Genomic DNA, 15,154 nt, shown 5'->3' on the forward strand with positions numbered 1-15,154 from the left:
CAATGAAAAAGTCTTTTATCGGCGCACTCGCCGTTTCAACGATGCTGACACCCGTGGCAGCAATGGCCCAAACCGAAATCCAGTTCTGGCATGCCTTCACCGGGCGTCTGGGGGAGTTGGTCGCCGCACAGGTTGAAGAGTTCAATGCAAGTCAGGACGACTACACCGTTGTTCAGACGCACAAAGGCAACTATTCCGAAACGCTGAACGCAGGTATCGCCGCGTTCCGCGCAGGTGAGCAACCGCACATCCTGATGGTGTTTGAGGTTGGTACAGCCACGATGATGGCCGCCGAGGGCGCGATCCGTCCAGTGCATGAGGTCATGGGCGAAAGCGGCGCAACCTTTGATCCCGATGCCTATATCGGCGCGGTCAAAGGGTACTATACGTCGACGGATGGTGACATGCTGTCGTTGCCGTTCAACTCTTCCACGCCTGTTCTCTGGGTGAACCGCGATGCGATGGAAGCCGCAGGTGTGGACCCTGACACGGATCTGTCCACCTGGCAGAACGTCGGCACCACGCTGGACGCGCTGAAAGCTGGCGGCGAGGATTGCCCGCTGGTCACCGCATGGCAAAGCTGGATCCATCTTGAGAACCTGTCCGCATATCACGACGTGCCCTTTGCCAGCAAAGACAATGGTTTCGCCGGTGTCGACACAGAACTGATGCTGAACGGTGAAGCACAGGTCGCGCATTTGAGCGCGATGGGCCAATGGGCTAAAGATGGTAAATTCATCTATACCGGTCGTCGCAATGAGGGCGGTGCGAACTTCCGCGCAGGTGAATGTGCCCTGTTCACCGAAAGCTCCGCTGGCTATGCGGGGATCAAGGCTGAGGCCGAGTTTGATTTTGACGTGCGTCCGCTGCCCTATTGGGAAGGCGTTGGAAACGCACCACAAAATACTATCATCGGCGGCGCATCCTTATGGGTGATGGAAGGTCATGAGGCGGAAGAATACAAAGGTGCAGGTACTTTCCTTAGCTACCTGTCGTCTTCCGATGTTCAGGCCAAGTGGCATCAGGACACCGGCTATCTGCCAATCACCACCGAGGCAGGCGAAGCCACACGCACGGCGGGTTTCTATGACGAAAACCCCGGCACCGATGTGGCGGTGATCCAGATGACCACCAATCAGCCGACGGCCAATTCCAAAGGTTTGCGTCTGGGATCATTCGATCAGATCCGTGGCATCATCGACGAAGAGCTTGAGGGCATCTGGTCCGGTGACAAAACGGCACAGGAAGCAATGGACAGCGCCAAAGAGCGCGGTGATGCATTGCTGCGCCGGTTCGAAGCGGCCAACCGCTGAACCATTCCAAGGCGGGTTCGTGTATTTGCGGGCCCGCCTTTCTTTTTGAGCAGAGGGCAAAGACATGGAAAAACGCGTCACATTTCGTGGCTGGGTATTGCCCCTGTTGCTGATTGCACCACAGGTGCTTATTTCCGCGATCTTCTTTTTCTATCCGGCAGGGCAGGCGGTCTATCAATCCCTGTTCATTCCCGATCCCTTTGGCCTGTCGTCGCAATTTGTCGGCTTGGGCAATTTTGAATATCTGCTGGGGGACAAGTTTTACCGCGCGTCCTTCCTGACCACCGCGGTTTTCTCGATCCTCGTTACCCTGTGTTCGATGATCCCGGCGCTGTTTCTGGCTGTTATGGCGGACCGGTTGATCAAAGGCTCCGGTGTTTATCGCACCTTGTTGATCTGGCCCTATGCTGTGGCCCCGGCCATTGCCGGTGTTCTGTGGCTGTTCATGTTCAACACCCGCGTTGGGGTGGTGTCATGGTATCTGGGCAATCTTGGCTATGACTGGAACCATGTGTTGAACGGGGGCGAGGCGATGGGCCTTGTTGTTGTTGCCTCTGCTTGGGGGCGGATCAGTTATAACTTCCTGTTTTTCTTTGCCGCTTTGCAGGCCGTGCCGCGTTCGGTAATCGAAGCGGCGGCGATTGACGGCGCGCGGTTCTGGAAACGGTTCTGGACAATTGTGCTGCCGCTGCTGTCGCCCACCACATTCTTCCTGCTGGTTGTGAACGTGGTCTATTCCTTCTTTGAAACCTTCGGCGTGATCCACACAATTACTTCCGGCGGGCCGCAGCAATCGACCACCATTCTGGTCTACAAGGTTTTTGCCGATGGGTTTGTCGGGCAGGACCTTGGCTCCTCCTCCGCACAATCGGTGATCTTGTTGTTTGTGGTTGGTTTGCTGACCATCATCCAGTTCAAATTCGTTGAGAAAAGGGTGCACTACTGATGGCAAAAGAAGTGCATGGCATGGTGGAAAAACGCGGTGCGGGGTTGTGGCTGACGCATGTGGTGATGATCCTTGGCGTTCTGGTGATCTTCTTTCCGATCTGGCTGGCTTTTGTTGCCTCCACCGTGACGCAGCCTGAAATTGTAAGGCCGCCGATGCCGCTTTGGCCGGGGGATCAATTTGTTGAAAACTATACTAAGGCGCTGTTTTCCGGTGTGAATGTACCGGTGGCGACGATGTTGCTGAACAGTCTGGTAATGGCGATTGGCATTGCCTTGGGCAAAATTGTGATCTCGCTATTGTCGGCATTTGCCATCGTCTATTTCCGGTTCCCGTTTCGCAACGTGTTTTTCTGGATGATCTTCCTCACGCTGATGCTGCCCGTCGAGGTGCGCATCGTGCCGACCTATGAGGTTGTGGCCAGTTTTGGCATGCTCAACAGCTATGGCGGGCTGATCTTTCCGCTGGTCGCCTCGGCCACGGCCACGTTTCTGTTCCGCCAGTTTTTCCTGACCATCCCTGATGAACTGGCCGAAGCCGCACGGGTGGACGGGGCGCGGCCGATGCGGTTTTTCTGGGACATCGTTGTCCCGATGAGCCGTACAAATGTCGCAGCCTTGTTTGTCATTCTGTTTATTTACGGCTGGAACCAATACCTCTGGCCGCTGCTGATCACCACCGATCCTGAAATGAACACCATCGTCATGGGCATTAAACAGATGTTTCCCTCCGGTGATGATGTGGCGGACTGGCCGGTGATCATGGCCACCTCAATCCTTGCGATGATCCCCCCGGTGATTGTCGTCGTCAGTATGCAACGGCTGTTTATCCGCGGCCTCGTCGATAGCGAGAAATAGTAATGGCAACCGTTACCCTGAAAGACATCAAAAAAAGCTTTGGCCCCACGGATGTGATCCACGGCATTGATGCGGAAATTGCGGATGGCGAATTCATCGTCATTGTCGGCCCTTCGGGCTGTGGGAAATCCACCTTGCTGCGCATGGTTGCGGGGCTGGAAACAGTTTCGGCAGGTGAGGTGCAGATTGGTGGTCAGCGCGCCAATGAAAAGGAACCGATGGATCGCGATATTGCGATGGTGTTCCAGAATTATGCGCTCTATCCGCATATGTCCGTGCGCCAGAATATGGGCTACGGGCTGAAGATTGCAAAGCTGCCCAAGGACCAGATCGAGGCCAAGGTGGTCGCCGCAGCCAAGCTGTTGCAATTGGAGCCATTGCTGGATCGCAAACCAAAACAACTGTCTGGCGGACAGCGTCAGCGGGTGGCGATGGGCCGTGCGATTGTGCGCGAACCGGCAGTGTTTTTGTTTGACGAACCTTTGTCGAATCTCGACGCTAAACTTCGGGTGCAGATGCGCCTTGAGATCAAGGAGTTGCAGTCAAAGTTGGGGATTACCGCGCTTTACGTCACCCATGATCAGGTCGAAGCGATGACGATGGCCGACCGGATGATTGTGATGAATGCCGGTGTGGCGGAACAGATCGGCACGCCTTTGGAGGTTTACGAAACCCCGCGTACCCTGTTCGCCGCACAGTTTATCGGCAGCCCAGCGATGAACATCCTTGATGCAGTGATGAAGGATGGTCAGGTCTATCTGGGAGAGCATGCCGTTGCCGAGGGCGTCGGACCGGACGGGCCGGTCAAACTGGGCGTGCGGCCGGAACATTTGCAGGTGCAAGACGCGGGCGCGATCCGTGTTCAGGTCAGGATGGCCGAGCCACTTGGCGCAAACACGTTGTTGCACGGTGTTGTTGATGGGGTAAGCGGCAATTTCACGGCCAGCCTGCAAGGTGTGCATCTGATGGAGCAGGCCAATAAGGAGCTGCGCTTTTCCATTCAACCGGGCAAGGCACATCTGTTTGATGTGGATACCGGCCTGCGCCGTATTGGCTAGATCACGCGGGCAGTACGGCTTTTTGCACCGCCTCGTCCCAACCCAGATACCAGTTGTCCCCGTCATGCAGGACCGGGCGGGCCATCACCTTGGGCTGCGCGGCGATTTGCGCCACTGCTTCAGAGTTTTTCAACCACTCGTTTAAGCCTCGGTAATCGTTTGATTTGCGATCCACCAGACGGTCGCCAAATTCGGCAATCAAGGTCTCCAGCTGCTCTTCGTTCAAGGGATCGGCGCGCACATCGCGAAAGGTCACATCCTTGCGCACTGCTTCCAAGGCCTTGCGCGCCTTTTGGCAGTCTGAACAGGTACTTAATCCGTAAATTATCATGTCGCTTTTCCTTGGCTTATTATTTTGTCGTCCAGGCGCACCATCCATCTGATTACCCGTCGCGCAGCCGCGCACCCTGCGGCAAGGTTGGGGGGGCCGCATTCAAGCTGTCGATGGCGAAACCGGCGGCGGCTTTATAATTGGCCATAAACTCCTGTCGCTCTGCCACGGGCAAGACGGTTTCGATGTCTTCGAACACGCCGCCACAGCGTTCATCGATCAGGTTCAGCATGCCAAAGGGGCCGGCCCCCCGATTGCGCAGAACAAGAGCCGAAATAGGGTCGCACAACTGTGCATCATAGGCGGCGAGTGCGGAAGGAGCCACCCCATGGGCCAGCAACTGGGCACCGATGACACGGGCGTCGACAATTGCCTGACTGGCACCGTTTGAGCCCGTGGGATACATCGCATGCGCTGCGTCCCCCATCAGGGCAACCGGGCCATCAACCCATGTTGAAACCGGATCACGGTCAATCATCGGATTTTCAAACACACAATCCGCGCGGCGCAACATGTCCGGCACATCCAGCCAGTCATAGCGGAAATCCTCGAAGTGATGGATAAACCTGTCAACCTCCACAGGGCGGAACCATCCTTCCTGCTGCCAGCCCTCTGCGTTGTCCACAGTCACTTCGGCAATCCAGTTCACCAGCGCTTTGCCCTCTTCATCTGGCGGCGAAATAGGATAGATCACCATGCGCTTTTCATGGGTGCCCAAACCCACAAAGGAGGAGCCGCTGCGCAGTGGTGTCATCCGCACCGTGCCGCGCCACATCAACGCGCCGCCCCAGTGGATTGGTGGCTGGTCGGGATGCATCTGTGCCCGCACGGTTGAATGAATGCCATCTGAACCAATCAACAAGCGGGCGGAAAGCTGATCTTCAACGCCATCCTTTCGCGACACGCAAACAGTGACACCCGTGTCGGATTTTTCGTAACTTTTAATGCGACTGCCCAGTTGCACGGCACCTGGGCCCATGCGGTCCAATACGGTTTTGTACAGTAACATATGAAAGGCACCGCGATGTGCGGCGTACTGCGGCCAGTTATAGCCGGCCAGTCGCCCGCGCGGTTCGGCATAAACCTCTTTGCCATTCAGGCCCACCAGCGCCCATTCCCGTGCGGGCACGCCGATCTGGTCCAGTGCATCTGCTTCGATGCCAAGGTCAAACAGCTCGCGTATGGCATTCGGCTGGATATTGATACCAACCCCCATGGGGCGCATTTCCGCTGCGCTTTCCAATACAAGGCAAGGCACGCCGATCTGATGCAAGGTCAGTGCCAGTGTCAGGCCGCCAATACCGCCCCCCGCGATGATGACAGGTGAGTTTTGGGTCATGAAACGAAATCCAGTAGGTTGCTCGGCAGGTCAGAATGACAGGACGCCTTGCCGCCGCTTGCAGAGAGGTCATGCGTTCCGTCAGGTCACGGTCCAATGTGTAGGCTGCACTCCCGGAATGGGCAATGCTTGGCGGGGAAGCATTGCTGCCAGCGCTTCCAGTCGCAGTGCCGAAATCACCGGGCGGACAACCGCCACCCGATGCATTCGGCCTGCTGCACATTGTTGTAAAATCCGTGCAACCGTCAACGAACATCGGGCTTGGGCAGATGCACAGTTGCTTTTGCGGGCCAATCAACGCTAGAGGACTCGCGAAATCAATGAGGTAACCTGAATGACCCAGCAACTAGGTGATCCACGCCATCTTGAGACCTTGGACCGCGATCTTGAACGCTATTCCAACCTTGACCGGCTGAGCAGCTATACCTCGCGGCCCTTGGTTGGCCCCGGCATCTCGTTGGTGTTCGTGGTTATGGCCGGTATTTCCGCGATGCTGTTCTTTGGACAGGAAAGCAATACAGCCATTGTTGTGATCGCGGCCTGTCTGGGGGCCTATATGGCGCTGAACATCGGGGCCAATGATGTTGCCAACAATGTTGGGCCTGCTGTGGGGGCAAACGCTCTGTCGATGGGCGGCGCGATTGCAATCGCGGTGGTGTTTGAAAGCGCCGGGGCGTTGATTGCCGGGGGGGATGTTGTTTCGACCATCGCCAAGGGCATTATCGCACCGGAAAGCATGGGCACGGCGTCAGTATTCATCTGGGCGATGATGGCAGCACTTTTGTCGGCGGCCCTCTGGGTCAATCTGGCGACCTGGGTTGGCGCACCGGTTTCCACCACACATTCTGTTGTGGGCGGCGTTATGGGGGCAGGTATCGCCGCAGCGGGGTTTGCCGCTGTGAACTGGCCAACCATGGGCAAGATCGCGGCCAGCTGGGTAATCTCACCGGTGTTGGGCGGTGTGATTGCGGCCTTCTTTTTGTGGATCATCAAATCGCGCATCATCTACCGCGAAGACAAGATCGCGGCAGCGCGCACATGGGTGCCGGTGCTGGTCGGGATCATGGCGGGGGCCTTTGGGTCCTATCTGGCGTTGAAGGGGCTGAAAAAGATCATCAAGATTGATATGTCATCCGCATTGCTGATCGGGCTTGCCATCGGGGTGGCCGTCTGGCTGGTCATGATCCCGCTGATCCGCAAACAGTCTGAAGGGCTTGAGAACCGCAACAAATCACTCAAGGTGCTTTTCGGGATTCCGTTGATCGTTTCTGCCGCATTGCTGTGTTTTGCGCATGGTGCAAATGATGTGGCCAATGCGGTTGGTCCGCTGGCGGCAATTGTGCAGGCGTCGCAGTCGGGTGACTTTATCAATACGGTCAGCATCCCCTTCTGGGTGATGGTGATCGGCGCATTGGGCATCTCGTTTGGTCTGTTCCTCTTCGGTCCGAAACTTATCCGAATGGTTGGCGGACAGATTACCAAGCTGAACCCGATGCGGGCCTATTGTGTGGCCTTGTCAGCGGCCATCACGGTAATCCTTGCCAGCTGGCTGGGCCTGCCGGTCAGCTCCACCCATATTGCGGTGGGCGGTGTTTTCGGTGTCGGGTTTTTCCGCGAATGGGATGCAGAGCGGCGGATCCGCAAGGCGCGGCTGGCGATGCCAGACCAAACCACATACGGGCCAGAGGAACGCAGACGCCGCAAACTTGTGCGCCGTTCACATGTGATGACGATCCTCGCGGCCTGGGTGATCACCGTTCCGGCGGCGGCGGTGCTCTCTGCGACGATCTTCTTCGGCATCAGCCAAGTGATGGGGTGACCTTCGGCTGGCGCGAGGGCGCCTAAACAGGTTCTTGCGCAGGCGTGACTGAGCCGCTGGATGTTACATATCGGCGTTCTGTTTCTGGCGTTGCGGGAACGAGACAGCGGGGCAGTCCGGGATGGTCGCTATCCGGGGCAGGGCATTCGCCTGCCGGCCATGACGGGTGAAAAGTACAAATACCCACCTAAATAGTTTTGAATGACAGGTTCATGACAGGTTGATAGCGTTTGGTGACAACAACCGCGGATGGAATCGCGGTTGCCAAATGGGAGGAACCAATGACCAAACGCTTTTTCAAAGCACTTTTGACAACTGCTGTTGTCGCCGCCTCAGCGAGCGGCTTTGCCGCGACTTCTGTATCCGCTGCTGAGTGTATTGCACCTGCCAACCCCGGTGGTGGCTGGGATTTTACCTGCCGCCAGATCGGCAAGATCATGTTTGATATCGGCGCAGTGGATAAGCCCGTGCAGGTCACCAATATGCCCGGTGCGGGTGGTGGCCTCGCCTATGGTAATGTTGTCAATGAACGCAATGACGACGCGGATCTGATCGTTGCGGCGTCATCCGCCACAACCACCCGTCTGGCGCAGAATGCCTATGCAGGTATGACCGCAGATCAGGTACGTTTTGTCGGCGCGATTGGTGCGGATCCCGGTGTCATCGTGGTTGCAGCAGACAGTCCGATCCAGACGCTGGGTGATATGGTTGATGCGATCAAGGCCGACCCCGGCTCTGTCGCTTTTGCCGGTGGTTCGGCTGTTGGGGGCTTTGACCACATGAAGCCGTTGATGATCCTGCAAAAGGCCGGGTTCACCGACATCAGAAAGGTCAAATACATTGGTGTTGATGGTGGCGCGGATGCGATCACTCAAACGGTTGGCGGGTTCACGCAAGCGATGACCGGCGATATGTCCGAGGTTGTCAGCTTTCTGTCCAATGGTGACATTCGCGTTATTGCCGTACTGACCGACGAACGGGTGCCGGGGTTTGACGATATCCCGACAGCAAAAGAGCAAGGCTACGATGTCGTGGCGGTTAATTGGCGTGGGCTCTATGTGCCCAAGGGCATTTCGGATGAGCGGTTTGACGAATGGGCAGGCAAGCTGCAGCAGGTTGCAGACAGCCCGGAGTGGGCCAAGGCAATGGCAGACAACGGTTTGGCACCTTTCACCAAAGTGGGCGGTGATTTCCAATCCTATGTTGATGGTCTGGTAAGCGATATTGCCGCCATGTCCAAAGAGCTTGGAGTGACACAGTAATGGCATCAGACCGTCTGTTCGGTCTGGTCACACTGATCACGGCAGTCGCGTATATCGCGGCTGCCACTCAGATCCAGACAAATTTCTTTTCTGGTGAATTCCTGCCGAAACTCTTTCCGATTATGATCGGCTGTGTTGCGGCCATCAGTTCGCTGGTGATGGTATTCAAACCCGACCCTGATCCTGACTGGCCTGCCGCGCGCACCTTTCTTTCGATGGGGATCGCGGTTCTTGTGCTGGCGATTTACGCGGTGATGCTGACACCCTTGGGTTTCATCCTGCCAACGATGATTGCCGCCGGTATTCTCAGCTATCAGATTTCCGACCGGCCAGGCCCGTCGGTGTTTTCTGGCATCGGCCTGTCCCTGGGGCTGTTTGTTCTGTTCAAATACGCGCTGGGCCTTGGCAACATCGTGGCCTATCGCATCCCGACCGTTGAAAAACTGTGGAATGCGCTGACCGTTCTTATTCCGTTTGTGGGGCACTGAAATGGATATCCTAGCCAACCTCGCCTTGGGGTTTACCGTGGCCTTGTCGCCCTACACATTATTCCTTGCGGTCTGTGGATGTTTCCTTGGCACCATCATCGGGGCGCTGCCAGGGCTTGGCCCGTCCAACGGTGTGGCGATCCTGATCCCAATCACCTTTACGTTGGGGCTTGATGCCACATCGGCATTGGTGCTGATGACATCGGTCTACTACGGCGCGATGTATGGCGGGCGGATCAGTTCGATTCTGCTGAACATTCCCGGAGATGAGCCTGCCTTGATGACTACGCTGGATGGCTATCCGATGGCCAAGGCGGGACGGGCAGGGGATGCCTTGGTGCTATCCGGTGTTGCCTCTTTTGTCGGTGCCTTGCTGGCCACCGTGGGGTTGATGCTGCTGGCCCCCTCATTGGCCCGTGTGGCGTTCCTTTTTGGGCCTGCGGAGTATTTTGCCCTCTACCTGCTTGCCTTCTGCACGTTGGGTGGCATGGCGTCGAACAATCAGGCCAAGGCCGCACTTGCTGCCTGTATCGGGCTGGGTATTGCGATGATTGGCGTGGACCAATCATCGGGACTGCCGCGTCTGACGGGGGGCAACCTGCATCTGTTTGACGGTATTGATTTCCTAGTGGCCATCGTCGGGCTGTTTGCCGTAGCCGAATTGTTTTTCTTTATCGAATCCCATGGCAAGGGATCGTCGATCGGGGTGATCCTTGATAAGGTGCGCATCCCATGGACGGACATCTGGCATAGCAAATGGACGATGCTGCGCGCCTCTGGTGTGGGGTTTGTTGCAGGTATCCTGCCGGGGGCCGGGGCGTCATTGGGATCTTTCCTTGCCTATATGACAGAGAAATCCATTGCTGGTGAAAAGGGTGGTTTTGGCACCGGCGTGCCCAAAGGGATTGCGGCGCCAGAAGCAGGGAACAATGCGGCGGCAGGCGGGGCGCTGGTGCCGATGCTGACCTTGGGTGTGCCCGGTTCAGGCACAACGGCGGTGCTGCTGGCGCTATTGATGACGCTTAACATCACGCCCGGTCCGACCTTGTTCACCGACCGACCAGAGGTTGTCTGGGGGCTGATCGCCTCCCTATTGATCGCCAATGTGGTCCTGTTGCTGATGAACGTGCCGATGGTGAAGATCTTTGTGAAAATTCTGATGGTGCCAGCGTGGATTCTGTTGCCCGGAGTCACGATGATTTCTTTCGTCGGGATTTATTCACTGTCCGGCAGCTATTTCGATCTGCTGTTGATGGTGGCTTTTGGGGTGCTTGGGTATTTCCTGCGCAAACTGGATATTCCAACTGTGCCGGTGATCCTTGGCATCCTGTTGGGCGGGAATATGGAAGACGCGCTGCGCCGGGCGATGACCCTGTCGGATGGTGATGTGACCTATCTCTTTTCCAGCCCGATTGCGATTGGCTTGTGGATTGCGGCGGTGGCGGGGTTTGTCGCACCGATGTTCCTGCGCGGTATCCTCAAGAAGCCACAGGCGGTAACGGATTGATGGTACGTGTGCTTGTTCCTTCCGGTGCCTTGGGTCTGAACTATGATGCCGTGGCTTTGCAGCGGGGTATCGCGGCGAAGCCCGATATCATTGCAATTGACGGTGGTTCAACCGACAGCGGCCCTGCCTATCTGGGGCGGGGCATGTCAAAATATGCCCGCAGCTCGACCAAGGTGGAATGGGCTGGGCTGATGCAGGCGCGGGCCGATGCCGGCTGTCCCTTGGTGATCGGCACGGCAGGCACCTGCGGGGCGGACAGCGCCGTGGACTGGATGCTTGACATCACCCGCGAGATCGCAGCCGAGCAAGGCCGCCCGGTTAAGGTCGCCGTTCTGCGCAGTTCACAACACCCCGCAGAAATGGCCCAAGCCTTTACGCAGGGGCGCGTGACGCCCTTGCCAAACGCGCCGGATGTCGATGCCGCGCTGATCGAAAGCTGTAGCAATATTGTTGCCCTTGCCGGGGCGGAACAGATTACCGAGGCGCTTAACACCGGGGCGGATATCATCATTGCAGGGCGCACAACGGATACGGCGATCATCGCAGCGCTGCCTCTACAGAGAGGCTGCCATGCTGGTGGCGCTTGGCATGGGGCCAAGATCGGCGAATGTGGGGCGCTATGTGCGACCAATCCGCAATCAGGTGTGATCCTGATCGATTTTGATGCGGAAGGCTTCACCGTGACGCCGCTTGCAGATGGGGCAAAGGCCACCCCGCATACAGTTTCGGCACATATGCTCTATGAAAATTCGGACCCCTTTATTCTGCATGAACCGGGCGGGTATCTGGATGTTTCCAAAGCGAAATATCAACCGCTGAATGATACATCCGTGCGCGTCACCGGATCGGAATGGGTGCCGTCAGAGCGCTATACCGTCAAGCTGGAAGGCGCGCGCGGCGCGGGGTTTCAAACCGTGACCATGGCGCTGTTGCGGGATGAAAGATATGTGCAGAATGCCCAGATCTGGGCAGATGACATTGTCGGGAAATGCAGCGCCAAGGTAGTGGACCGTCTGCATCTGAAATCCGATGCCTTTTCGATTGAAATCCGGCTGCTTGGGCACTCTGCAAGTTTCGGGATGCTTGAAACCAAACAAATCACCCCGACAGAGATTTGCGCGATGGGTATTGTGACGGCCAAATCCGAAGGCCTGTCACAGGAAATTGCCAAGCTGCTGAACCCCTACCTGCTGCATCATCCTTTGACACAGGAAGAAGAGGTGCCGACCTTCGCCTTTCTTTTCTCGCCGCCTGAAATGCCACGCGGAGAGGTGTTTGAATTTACGCTGAACCATGTTCTGCAGCTCGAGAATCCGATGGATGCTTTCACATTGGAGGTGCATGAAATTGGCTAGGTTGGGTGACATTGTACAGAAAGTCCGCAGCAAGAATGCCGGGCCGTTTTGGCTGACCATTGATATTTTCTGTGGTGATTCAGATGTTTATGATCAGGTTGTTAATACCCTATCCACCCGTCAGGTCGCGCAGGTCTTTGATGTCGCGACCCAAGAGATCAAACGTTTTGATATCGCTGATTTGAACGTCGTCAAGTTCAGCCTGCCGCGCCCCTTTATTCAGGGCGCGCGGATGGATCGCGATATTCACGGGGCCTCTTGGGCGGCCCTTCTGGCGGAAAGTGAACTGTCGCCCTGATCGCACCATGGATTTTGGCGTGGGTATCCGCTGACAGGCAAGCGATCGGGCGTCATACAAACAGGTAAAAAAGATAAATCGAATATCAATACATTTTGAGTAGGCAGAGATTCCAACAGGAGGATCAAAGTTTGACTCAGATGCATGAAATACCTGCAAATGCAGAAAGCCGGATCAAAGCGATCCATGTTATTGTGGTTACTCTTTCCCTGTGTTTGACCCTGTTCGCCTGGCAGTTTTCGCGGCAGCAAATTGAAACACGGGTCAGCCTGCGTTTTGAGGCCGCGCGCGATCGCGCTTTGGCATTGATAGTGGACCGCATGGAAAAATACGAGGATGCACTTTGGGCGGGCGTGGCCGCCATTGAGTCACATGGCGGGGATATCTCCTATGAGGATTGGCATGCCTTTGCACAGACATTGGATATTCATGAAAAATATCCGGGTATTAACGGGATCGGTGTGATCCATTTCCAAACTGCACAGACATTGGACGCCTATCTGGCCGAACAACGCGGCAGCCGACCGGAATTCCGGATTTTCCCGGAACATGAGCAGTCATTTTATATGCCGATTACCTATATCGAGCCGGAAAGCAGTAATGCGGCGGCCATCGGGCTGGACGTCGCACATGAAACCAACCGGCGCACGGCCGCACTGGCCAGCAGAGATACAGGCACGTCACAGATCACCGGCCCCATCACCCTTGTTCAGGATGAAAGCAGCACGCCGGGATTTCTGTTCTATGCGCCCTTTGAAAACAACGGTGTGCCCGCCGGCGCGGTCTATGCCCCATTTGTTGTTCACAAGCTGATGCAAGGGTTGCTGGCAACAGAGCTGCGTAATGTGCGTTTTAGCATCCATGATGACGGCAGCCTGATTTACGATGAACATGCTGCAATAGATGAATTACATGACGCCGACCCGATGCATTCGGATCTGGTTGCGATCAATCTTTACGGGCGCACCTGGACCGTCGACATTCGGAGCAACCTCGCGTTTCGCGGGCAAAACACCTATTCGCAATCAACATATATTCTGATTGCCGGTCTGGTGATCGAGGCGTTGATTATCGCGCTGCTGTTCCTCATGGCGCGGGCGAACAAACGGGCGATTTCCTATGCTGATGAGGTGACCGTTTCCCTAAAGGCCAAGACCGCAAGGCTTAACACGATGAACAAGGAATTGTCGGTGAAGAATGAGGCGCTTGAGGAATTTGCCTATATCGCGTCCCATGACCTGAAAACGCCGATCCGCGGGATCAACGGGCTGACAGAGATGATCGAGGAGGACCTTGAAGAGTATTTTGCATCAGCAGACGCAAACCCGGAAGTTCGCCAAAACCTGCATCTGATCCAAAGCCGCGTTGTTCGTATGAATCAACTGACGCAAGGCATCATGGAGTATGCAAAGGTTGATGTGCATGCCGGTGAAACTGGGCATCTGGATCTGAAAGGGGCGCTTGTTGATCTGATCCTGGATCTGGGCCTGAGGGAAGACCAACTGGTGCTGAACGGAGATGTCGAAGCCGTTGATATAGATACCGTGAATCTGCGCCGTGTCTTGGAAAACCTTATCGGGAATGCCGTGAAATACTACGATGGTACGGATCCGCTGCAGATTGTTGTATCGGCCAAACTTGAAGGAGATCGTTGTTGTTTTTCAGTATCCGATAACGGTCCGGGTATCGATCCGAAGTTTCATGATCGAATTTTCAAGGTATTTCAGACGCTTCGACTGGCTCATATGCCCGAAAGCACCGGTATTGGTCTGGCGATTGTCAAAAAAGCGGTCGAACGCCATGGTGGTAAGATCACGGTTCAGTCTGAACTTGGAAGCGGGGCGACCTTCCATTTCGACTGGCCTTGTACTCTGTCGCAGTCCACATCTCTTCTGTCACAAAGGGCCGCATAAGATGAAACATGACATGAACATCTTACTGGTCGAAGACAATGACGTAGACGTGGAAATACTCAGACGGTCGTTGAGGAAACTGGGGTCGACCGGATCCCTGTTACGCGCGAAGGATGGCGTGGAAGCACTTGAAATCCTGTGTGACGAGGCGCTCAGCGAGCGGCTTGACCGTCCCTATGTCATCTTGCTGGACATCAACATGCCGCGCATGAACGGGCATGAATTTCTTGCGAAGTTGAGAAAAACCGAAGAAATCAAACTGGCGCGTGTGTTTGTCTTTACAACATCAGCAAGCAAAAAAGACGTGGAGCTTGCGTATCAGAACAATGCGAACGGTTATATTGTAAAACCGGACAGCGCGTCAGAGCTCTCCGATGTGCTTAAGACTTTGCAAGAGTTCTGGAGGTTATGCAAAGCGCCTGATGCGGCGTAATCGGCCAAGACCTGGCGCTGCTTTTCAGACCTATCACATGCGTGCATTAAAACCGCCAACCCTGTTCCAAGAGAAAAGCAGGGATCACTTTGCGGAATGAAGGGCTCCTCATAGCTGTGTTTCCCCGATGGATTCAGCCTCCCTGATTGAAAGGCCAAGGGAGGCTGGACTGAAATGCTTTTCTCCCTGCAGGATAAGGAGCCATCCAGCGCCCCCAAGCAAAGAGCCAGAACAG

The 15,154-nt window shown here is 55.8% G+C and carries 14 protein-coding genes; 12 read left to right on the forward strand and 2 right to left on the reverse strand.

The annotated features are described in order from the left end of the window. The first annotated feature begins 2 nt into the window (after nucleotides 1–2). The 4 genes from ugpB (at nucleotide 3) to ugpC (ending at nucleotide 4,174) form a co-directional block, all read left to right on the forward strand. The gene (ugpB, locus tag QQL78_RS01660) at nucleotides 3–1,313 is read left to right on the forward strand and encodes a sn-glycerol-3-phosphate ABC transporter substrate-binding protein UgpB (protein ID WP_284369924.1); all 1,311 of its coding nucleotides are present in this window, start codon (nucleotides 3–5) and stop codon (nucleotides 1,311–1,313) included. 64 nt (nucleotides 1,314–1,377) lie between these two features. Continuing rightward, nucleotides 1,378–2,259 (forward strand): sn-glycerol-3-phosphate ABC transporter permease UgpA, encoded by an 882-nt coding sequence (gene ugpA / locus QQL78_RS01665; RefSeq protein ID WP_284369926.1) that lies wholly within the window; start codon nucleotides 1,378–1,380, stop codon nucleotides 2,257–2,259. A gap of 20 nt (nucleotides 2,260–2,279) precedes the next feature. Further along, nucleotides 2,280–3,116 (forward strand): sn-glycerol-3-phosphate ABC transporter permease UgpE, encoded by an 837-nt coding sequence (gene ugpE, locus QQL78_RS01670; RefSeq protein WP_284375401.1) that lies wholly within the window; start codon nucleotides 2,280–2,282, stop codon nucleotides 3,114–3,116. 2 nt (nucleotides 3,117–3,118) lie between these two features. Beyond that, a complete protein-coding gene (gene ugpC / locus QQL78_RS01675) occupies nucleotides 3,119–4,174 on the forward strand; it encodes a sn-glycerol-3-phosphate ABC transporter ATP-binding protein UgpC (RefSeq protein ID WP_284369928.1) in 1,056 nt (351 codons plus the stop codon). Nucleotide 4,175: 1 nt separating this feature from the next. On the opposite strand, the gene QQL78_RS01680 is transcribed toward ugpC, so the two are convergent. After that, nucleotides 4,176–4,505, reverse strand: coding sequence for an arsenate reductase family protein (locus QQL78_RS01680; RefSeq protein ID WP_284369930.1), 330 nt, complete (start codon nucleotides 4,503–4,505; stop codon nucleotides 4,176–4,178). A gap of 52 nt (nucleotides 4,506–4,557) precedes the next feature. Further along, nucleotides 4,558–5,844 carry a flavin-dependent oxidoreductase gene (locus tag QQL78_RS01685; RefSeq protein ID WP_284369932.1) on the reverse strand — a complete coding sequence of 429 codons (1,287 nt, stop codon included), beginning with the start codon at nucleotides 5,842–5,844 and terminating at the stop codon, nucleotides 4,558–4,560. A 334-nt stretch (nucleotides 5,845–6,178) separates the two neighbouring features. On the opposite strand from QQL78_RS01685, the gene QQL78_RS01690 reads away from it, so the two are divergent. From QQL78_RS01690 to QQL78_RS01725, 8 genes are all read left to right on the forward strand, one after another. Further along, a complete protein-coding gene (locus QQL78_RS01690) occupies nucleotides 6,179–7,663 on the forward strand; it encodes an inorganic phosphate transporter (RefSeq protein ID WP_284369933.1) in 1,485 nt (494 codons plus the stop codon). 281 nt (nucleotides 7,664–7,944) lie between these two features. Next, nucleotides 7,945–8,925 (forward strand): Bug family tripartite tricarboxylate transporter substrate binding protein, encoded by a 981-nt coding sequence (locus tag QQL78_RS01695; protein ID WP_284369935.1) that lies wholly within the window; start codon nucleotides 7,945–7,947, stop codon nucleotides 8,923–8,925. Continuing rightward, nucleotides 8,925–9,413 (forward strand): tripartite tricarboxylate transporter TctB family protein, encoded by a 489-nt coding sequence (locus tag QQL78_RS01700; protein WP_284369937.1) that lies wholly within the window; start codon nucleotides 8,925–8,927, stop codon nucleotides 9,411–9,413. Before QQL78_RS01695 ends, QQL78_RS01700 begins: the two co-directional genes overlap by 1 nt. A gap of 1 nt (nucleotide 9,414) precedes the next feature. Further along, nucleotides 9,415–10,920 carry a tripartite tricarboxylate transporter permease gene (locus QQL78_RS01705; protein WP_284369939.1) on the forward strand — a complete coding sequence of 502 codons (1,506 nt, stop codon included), beginning with the start codon at nucleotides 9,415–9,417 and terminating at the stop codon, nucleotides 10,918–10,920. Then, complete coding sequence (locus tag QQL78_RS01710) at nucleotides 10,920–12,275, forward strand: acyclic terpene utilization AtuA family protein (protein WP_284369941.1); 1,356 nt, start codon at nucleotides 10,920–10,922, stop codon at nucleotides 12,273–12,275. Before QQL78_RS01705 ends, QQL78_RS01710 begins: the two co-directional genes overlap by 1 nt. Continuing rightward, nucleotides 12,262–12,573, forward strand: coding sequence for a DUF4387 family protein (locus QQL78_RS01715; protein ID WP_284369943.1), 312 nt, complete (start codon nucleotides 12,262–12,264; stop codon nucleotides 12,571–12,573). Before QQL78_RS01710 ends, QQL78_RS01715 begins: the two co-directional genes overlap by 14 nt. A gap of 140 nt (nucleotides 12,574–12,713) precedes the next feature. Continuing rightward, the gene (locus QQL78_RS01720; protein ID WP_284375402.1) at nucleotides 12,714–14,486 is read left to right on the forward strand and encodes a CHASE domain-containing protein; all 1,773 of its coding nucleotides are present in this window, start codon (nucleotides 12,714–12,716) and stop codon (nucleotides 14,484–14,486) included. A gap of 1 nt (nucleotide 14,487) precedes the next feature. Beyond that, nucleotides 14,488–14,919 (forward strand): response regulator, encoded by a 432-nt coding sequence (locus tag QQL78_RS01725; RefSeq protein ID WP_284369945.1) that lies wholly within the window; start codon nucleotides 14,488–14,490, stop codon nucleotides 14,917–14,919. Nucleotides 14,920–15,154 lie beyond the last annotated feature (235 nt).

The sequence above is a fragment of the Sulfitobacter pacificus genome, assembly GCF_030159975.1.
In the GTDB taxonomy this organism is placed as follows: Bacteria; Pseudomonadota; Alphaproteobacteria; order Rhodobacterales; family Rhodobacteraceae; genus Sulfitobacter; species Sulfitobacter pacificus.

Coding starts and splice junctions, on each gene's coding strand:
- ugpB (WP_284369924.1), top strand. CDS start 3: ATGAAAAAGTCTTTTATCGGCGCACTCGCCGTTTCAACGATGCTGACA.
- ugpE (WP_284375401.1), top strand. CDS start 2,280: ATGGTGGAAAAACGCGGTGCGGGGTTGTGGCTGACGCATGTGGTGATG.
- QQL78_RS01680 (WP_284369930.1), bottom strand. CDS start 4,505: ATGATAATTTACGGATTAAGTACCTGTTCAGACTGCCAAAAGGCGCGC.
- ugpA (WP_284369926.1), top strand. CDS start 1,378: ATGGAAAAACGCGTCACATTTCGTGGCTGGGTATTGCCCCTGTTGCTG.
- ugpC (WP_284369928.1), top strand. CDS start 3,119: ATGGCAACCGTTACCCTGAAAGACATCAAAAAAAGCTTTGGCCCCACG.
- QQL78_RS01720 (WP_284375402.1), top strand. CDS start 12,714: ATGCATGAAATACCTGCAAATGCAGAAAGCCGGATCAAAGCGATCCAT.
- QQL78_RS01715 (WP_284369943.1), top strand. CDS start 12,262: ATGAAATTGGCTAGGTTGGGTGACATTGTACAGAAAGTCCGCAGCAAG.
- QQL78_RS01685 (WP_284369932.1), bottom strand. CDS start 5,844: ATGACCCAAAACTCACCTGTCATCATCGCGGGGGGCGGTATTGGCGGC.
- QQL78_RS01710 (WP_284369941.1), top strand. CDS start 10,920: ATGGTACGTGTGCTTGTTCCTTCCGGTGCCTTGGGTCTGAACTATGAT.
- QQL78_RS01695 (WP_284369935.1), top strand. CDS start 7,945: ATGACCAAACGCTTTTTCAAAGCACTTTTGACAACTGCTGTTGTCGCC.
- QQL78_RS01700 (WP_284369937.1), top strand. CDS start 8,925: ATGGCATCAGACCGTCTGTTCGGTCTGGTCACACTGATCACGGCAGTC.
- QQL78_RS01725 (WP_284369945.1), top strand. CDS start 14,488: ATGAAACATGACATGAACATCTTACTGGTCGAAGACAATGACGTAGAC.
- QQL78_RS01705 (WP_284369939.1), top strand. CDS start 9,415: ATGGATATCCTAGCCAACCTCGCCTTGGGGTTTACCGTGGCCTTGTCG.
- QQL78_RS01690 (WP_284369933.1), top strand. CDS start 6,179: ATGACCCAGCAACTAGGTGATCCACGCCATCTTGAGACCTTGGACCGC.